The sequence below is a fragment of the Mesorhizobium sp. WSM4850 genome, from assembly GCF_055811735.1.
The window spans coordinates 1-6,551 of record NZ_JBVVPV010000097.1; the positions used below are offsets into that span (position 1 = coordinate 1).

The window sequence follows — 6,551 nt, forward strand, 5'->3', positions numbered from 1 at the left end:
CGCTCGACCAGGTCAGGGCGGCGGCGAAGAAACTGCTGTCGGCCGAGCCCGCCATTATGGGCGTTGGCCCGCGGCTACCTGGTGTCCCGTGACAGCGAATAATCCTGCGCTCTAAGAATAGTTGCTGAAGGACTCCGCCCACATACGTTTGGCTGATTCGACTATGGTGCGGCAGAATGAACGCCTTGATTTCTGCCTGCTCGCCCTCGCAGATCGGGTTCTCGCCCGGCGGTTCGATTGCCGAGCCGGAGAACGCCCGACGTTCAGAGAAGGTATTAACTTTCGCGTATTTGAAATACGGGAAAGTTAAATTCTCTTACTCTGGAGCTCAGTATGCTAACTTTCCCGTATTTCACATACGAGAAAGTTAGAAAATGGCTCTTCACCTCGTCGGGGAAAACATCGATAAAACCCGCAGCCACTATCAGGCTGAAACGGGCAAGCTCGTTCAGCTAAGGCGCGGCATCTATGTCGATGCCGGGGAGGATATCGAGGCCACGATACTCAAGCACGCCGTCCGCATCGCCAAATACCTGTATCCCAACGCTTACCTCTCGGCCGCGAGCGCTGTCCTTCTCGGGCCGACCCGCGATGGCCGCCTGTTCCTGAGCGGGCGACGAATACAACGCACGCGCTTGCGCTCGCTGGAAATCATTCAGAACGCAGCTCCCGACCACCCATCAGTCGCTCAAGCGAATATCGATGATGGCATGGGAGAATTCCGGATCGACGTCTCCTCGATGCGCCAGCGCTTCCTCGAAGCTTTCCGCCTGCGCAGCGAACACGCGGGATCCATCGATGAGACGATGCGCGAGACAATCGCGAACCGCCTCATAGAAGAATACGGCAGCGCCCAGGGCGCTGCCGACGCGACATGGGCGCTCGCCCACGAAAACCAGTGGTATCGCGAAGGCGAGCACGCCGAGCGCTTCCTCCTCCGCCGTCCAGTGACCGCAGAGCCTGCGCGCAATGAAGCCGCGTTCGATCTGATCGTAGCGTGGCACGGCGCTCCGCTCGGCAATCTCACACATGATGGTTTTGAGTGGCGCTGGAATCCAGATGATCAGGATGGCCCGCCACTTGTTCGCCAGACCACGCCGGGCAAGCTCCCTCCTTTCATTCTGTCGCTGCTGCCTGAAGGCTGGCTTGAGTCGGTGTTGAATGACCGCGACGAGCGCGCGACGCTGCGCTCGGGCAAACGCTACATGTCCAACATTACCATCGTCGAGCGTGCGAGCGATCTCTCCGCCCTGCCGCCCGACGTCCTGCTAACCCGGCTCGATGGCTTCACTAGAAATTCTATCTTCACTGGCCAGTATGCAGGGCCGGGTCGCGGCGATCTGGAGCAGAGCTTCGAGCGCAATCTGGCGGAGATTTTCGAGCGTACCGATACGCCGCGTTTATCAGGCGTTCAGATCAAAGCGCCGATGTTCCTCGATACCGACGGTACTCTCTCCCCCAGTACCGGCAAACCGTTCACCCACATCCTCAAGCCTGCCGGTACAGGTGGATTTGAGGCCCTGCCGGTTATCGAATGGCAGTCGCTCGCTTTGGGCAGCGCGGCCGGTTTCACGACGCCCGCGACGGCGCTCGTCCCCATGCCTGACGGGATGCCTCCGGCGCTCCTCGTCGAGCGGTTCGACATCAGAACGAGCCTTGACGACAAGCATCTTTTGGCGCTTGAGGATTTTTGCTCAGTGCTCGGTGTGCCCACGGAAGCAAAATTCGACGGCACAATGGAGCGAATCGCGCGGGCACTAAGACCGCTATCGACCTCCCCCGAAGACGACGTCCTGCTTGTCCTCAAGCGATCCTTATTCGCCTGGCTGATCGCCGATGGCGACATGCACCTTAAGAACATGGCACTGCTGAAAATCGCAGAGCCCGGCAGCGCGCAGTTCAGCTCAGTCCGCATGGCTCCGCTCTACGACGCGGTCACGACTCGCGTGTTTCCACATCTCGAAAAAGACCGGAGGGCCCTCAAGCTGAACGGCAAAGACGATCGTCTGCGGCGCGCCGACTTCAAGGCTTTCGCGAGCACGGCTGGCCTTAAGGCTGCCGATGCGGATACCAGCATCGACGATCTCGTTGCAGCCCTCTCACGCGCTCTCAACCACCTCGAATTGCCGCCACCTCTATCAGACGGCTCTCAAGGCGCGAAGATGGCGGAGCAAATGCGCGCTATTGTCCACGAACGCATCGAAGGGTTTGCGTAGATATGTCGATCTACTGATACGACGGTTTCCGCTCTCAGACCCAAACACCTTATTGGCTGAACGGCCTAGCCATATAGCGTTCGAGCTTGAGCTTGCGCTTTTTCCCAATCCGGCCTCCCATCCGCGTCCAATTTTTTGACCCCCTTATGGACTGTGCGACGTCAGCGTTCGCCCGGGCGGAGCTGGTCAAGGTTGCGCAGCCCGGGCGGGCGCGGATCGCGCTTGGCAGCTGAAGGGTGATTAGGCGCGGTTCTTGAAGCGCCAGGACTCGTGTGGACAGGTGACAAGTCATTGATGCTGCGGACTTGCAACTTTTCTCTGTCGTGAAAAGACAAGTTCTTTATCAATAATTCAAAATTTCACAATTGGAATCATAATTCTTGATGATGTTCGCATTCCTTTCTGCGCGAAGGATCGTCACCCGTATGGGCCAAGACTCTGCTTCGCCGAAGGCCACGCAGGGGCCTGGCCTCTACAACGACGCGATGGAAGCCTTCTTAATGGCGCAGGTCCGGGCCATTGTGCAGGAAGCGGGCTCCCAGCAAAAACAACTCACACTGGGTAGAAGGACTCGGAAACGCCGCAAACCAACCCTGCAAAATCTCAGAAAGCGGCAGGAATGCTGGAGGTTCGGTGAAAAACGAACGCAAACCTCTTCACTGCAGTCAAACCGCGAAGCCGATGGGGCGTCGTTGCGCGCGGCCCTCGATTTGCGCGTGTGCACGGGCAGGCAAGCTGACAATTACCGGTCGATCCCGGACCAGCCGCGCCAGGCGCTGCCATACTGCGCCAAGCGCAATTGGCAGCTAACGGTCGAAATTAATTTGTTGAACCGGGTGCGAGTGGCACCGATGACCGCCCATTTGATTGCAGCGTGTTCTCGACATGGCAACGGTCGTCGGTGCGCCGTTCGACGTTATTGTCGTGCGTATCGGCGAAGCCGCCGACGCGAGCGCTGCCGCGAAACTGCGCTTTCCACCATTGCTCGATCAGTCCCACGGAGATTGTTTCCAAGTTTCATGAACGGCATCCACCAGCGCTGCGGCTAGATCTTGGACATCGGTCTCGCTCGTCGGAGTCGAGAGCGCGCCAGAGCAATTCGGCGTCATCAGAAAACCCCGTTCCAGCATTGCACGGTGCACCTTTGCCAGCGCCGCCTTCTGCAAGGCGCTTGGGAACGAGGTCCGGTAGTTTCGGACAACTTCAGCCTTCAGGTGGAGCCGAAAGAGGGAGCTGGCGCCGGTAACCTGCGCGGGGAGTTCGCGCCTTCTGAGTTGCTCGATGATTTCATTGCGAAGCGTTTCGCCCATCTGGTTAAGACGGGCCACGGCATCCTTTGTGTATGATTGCAGTGCCACCAGCCCAGCTGTCATGCTGAGCGGGTTTGCGCTGAACGTGCCGCCGTGGGACACGGCTGGCTTGCCCCTGGTGTGATCGAAGACCGCCATGTGCGATGCAGGCCCGGCTACGGCTCCAACGGGCAAACCTCCGCCGATGATCTTGCCCAAAGCGACCAAATCCGGCTCAAAGCCGAAGATGTCATGGGCGCCACGGAAACCGACGCGGTAAGAAACGACCTCGTCAACCACAAGCAGGATGTCGTAGCGGTTACAGCAATCCTGGATGACCTCCCGCAAATCCGCCTCTATCGGAACCATGCCCACGCGGGGAGCAACTGGATCGAGAAGGATCGCGGCGAGGCGCTCATGGTGTGCACGGATGAGCTCTCTGCACGACTTGGCCTCGTTGTAAGGAAGGACAAGGACATCCGCGGCGGTGGAGGCGGGAGCTCCACTGGCATAGAGCACACTGTGAGGCGACGAATCGCCCCAGTTGTCTGGTGCAGAATCAAGGCTCACTTCCACATAGTCATAGGCGCCGTGATATGCGCCCTCGAACTTGGCAATCATCGGGCGCCCTGTAATAGCGCGAGCGGCCTTGACAGCGAACATAACAGCCTCGGTGCCGGAGCTCGTAAAGCGGACCTGCTCAAGCTTCGGCGAACGCGTCGTGATTGCTTCCGCGAGCCTGGTCTCGCTTGTGGTCGGAAGCCCGAATGCGGTGCCGTCGTCCAGGACCTTGTGCAGCGCCTCGATCACCGGCGGAAAGGCATGGCCGTGAATGAGCGAGAAGGAGTTGTTTGCGCAGTCGAAGACCTTGCTGCCGTCCGCGTCAGTGATCCAGCTGCCCGCTCCTGCCACAGCATAGGGCGGGTGGGGAGCGAAGAACTGCGCAGCACGCATGCTGCCGCCGGGCGTGATCTTTAGCGCTCGTTGAAACTCCTCGCGAGATTTTGGCCCAACGACCTCTCCCCGGTTGTGGCCCAGCCCTGAAATGCGCTGCATGTCCGAACTCCTTGACTACCTTTGTCGAGATGGCGAGGCTCTACGAAACTTTGATGCCATTTGGCGCTGGAGCGAGTTCTGATGGAGGTGCTTGCACCATCAACACGGATCGAGAATGCTGCCTACTTTGGTGGCGGAATCGCAGCTCGCCGGCACTCTCGGTGCCGCAACCATCACGCGAAACTGCGGCGTCGGCACGCCGGCATCGCGGGCTAGTCTCTTGGCGATGATCTTGTCGAGCGCTAGCCCATGCCGAGGCGGGCCGGATCCGGTGTACGGGATCCCCGCCGGGGCATGGCGGGAACGTGGGTGAGACCATTTCTCGCCCTGAATACCGTACGCATGTTGAAGGCGATCCCCGAGGGCCGGGCCTGCGGATGGGCGTCATAAACCACACGAGCGAAGCGAGCAGTTCTTTATCGCCGTCGCACCCCGGCGTCTGGTGGCCGCCCTCTCGCAGTACCGCCGTCATGCTTTTGACCTCGCCTCGGTGGTCGACCTCCGGGCGCGGCTGTCCGAACCGATGATCATGCCGGTGTGACCATGGATCTATACGACGACTACTCGCATCAGCTACTCCTTCAGTTTGCGCACCGTCACATTCTGCGCGCAGTCGGTTGATCGATAGGAACAATTCGTCTGGGCCCCGGCCGTTAACTGTCACGTGCAATTGACGTGCCACCGAGGAGCGCGATCAAAAGGAGAAAAGCACGCATTCGTGCCACGCGGGTGGGATGCCGGCGTGTCAGTTGTGTTGGGTTTCGAACCTAAGACGTCTTCAATCGGACACGGCCGGAAACAGGAACATCTCCTGGTCTTCAAGGATAGAGGCCGAGCTCGAGGCAACCAAGGAACATGGATCGGCGCCTATGCTATCTACAAGCTGGATCCCTCCAGGTCGATTGCAGCCCCGCCCCTCGAATCGCAGCTCGAGAAGCTCGGCATCGACAACACTCAGCGGCGCGCAGCCTGATCGATCGGTGATGCTCGATCAAGTCAGGGCAGCGGCGGAGCTGCTTCCGGCCGAGCCCGCCATTTATGGTCGTCGGCCTGACGCTGGGGGCAAGGATGAGCCCGGCAGCCCAGTTCCCCTTCCTTCTCCCTTTCTCGGGGAAATAAATTCGGTTCGGTGAGAAATGCCGGCGGAGCTGTTTTCGCGGGCGTGCGAAGCACCTGCCGGGTCAGTCGACCGATCCGCCGAATCGTGGCTCGCCTTCTCCTCATAGGAGCCTCCCTTCCGATGGCAGAGATCGCGATCCGTTCAGGCCACATGAACTGGCTGCGCGGTCGGAAGCCGATGTCCATTGTTCAGGTTGTCACTTAATGAGAACCGCAAGCCATCGACCACGACAGTTCAAGAATTCTCCCTTTAAGTTGAGTGGAATGGTCTACCAGCCATCAGGCCGAGGCCCTATAAGCATCCCCGGACGCGGAATATACACCGACGCCTGCTGACATGCGTATCCGCAGTGTTTGAGAGGAATTCAGTATTGCCCCTGTGCCTGCCGATGGTCCGCCACCTGAAATCCGCGGACCTGTTTGGCGCCATCGATCGCCTGCCAGCGCTCGGCACGCCAGTTAGCGAGCGGACATTCGAGGTCCTCAACCCGTCGAGCGGCGAAGTGCTGGCAGTACTTCCCGACATGGGTGTGGAGGAGACACGCGCTGCGATCGAAAAGGCCTACGTAGCGCAGCCTGGATGGGCGGCTCTGACCGCCCGAGAACGCAGCGACGTTCTGTGGCGATGGCATGAGCTGATCATCGACCACGCCGGTGATCTTGCCGCCATACTCACTGCAGAGATGGGCAAGCCGTTTGCCGAAGCCAAGTCGGAGGTTTCGCATGCGGCCGCGTATCTGCAATGGTACGCCGAAGAAGCTAATCGCATCTATGGCGAGACGATCCCCGCACCCTCGACAGACCGTCGCATGCTGGTGATCAAGCAGCCGATCGGTGTCGTCGGCACGATTACGCCATGGAATTTCCCAGC

At 59.6% G+C, this 6,551-nt stretch carries 4 protein-coding genes; 2 read left to right on the forward strand and 2 right to left on the reverse strand.

The window, feature by feature from the left end; translation table 11 throughout:
• Positions 1-374: 374 nt before the first annotated feature.
• Entirely contained in the window at positions 375-2,216 is a 1,842-nt protein-coding gene (locus AC0L2Z_RS34605; RefSeq protein WP_473630546.1) for a type II toxin-antitoxin system HipA family toxin, read from the forward strand.
• 819 nt (positions 2,217-3,035) lie between these two features.
• Here AC0L2Z_RS34605 and AC0L2Z_RS34610 read toward each other — a convergent pair.
• Complete coding sequence (locus AC0L2Z_RS34610) at positions 3,036-3,215, reverse strand: hypothetical protein (RefSeq protein WP_065007675.1); 180 nt, start codon at positions 3,213-3,215, stop codon at positions 3,036-3,038.
• Entirely contained in the window at positions 3,206-4,561 is a 1,356-nt protein-coding gene (locus tag AC0L2Z_RS34615; RefSeq protein ID WP_065007676.1) for an aspartate aminotransferase family protein, read from the reverse strand. The genes AC0L2Z_RS34610 and AC0L2Z_RS34615 overlap by 10 nt, the downstream gene beginning before the upstream one ends.
• A gap of 1,490 nt (positions 4,562-6,051) precedes the next feature.
• On the opposite strand from AC0L2Z_RS34615, the gene AC0L2Z_RS34620 reads away from it, so the two are divergent.
• The coding region (locus tag AC0L2Z_RS34620) for an aldehyde dehydrogenase family protein (RefSeq protein ID WP_473630547.1) at positions 6,052-6,551 on the forward strand (500 nt) is incomplete at its 3' end.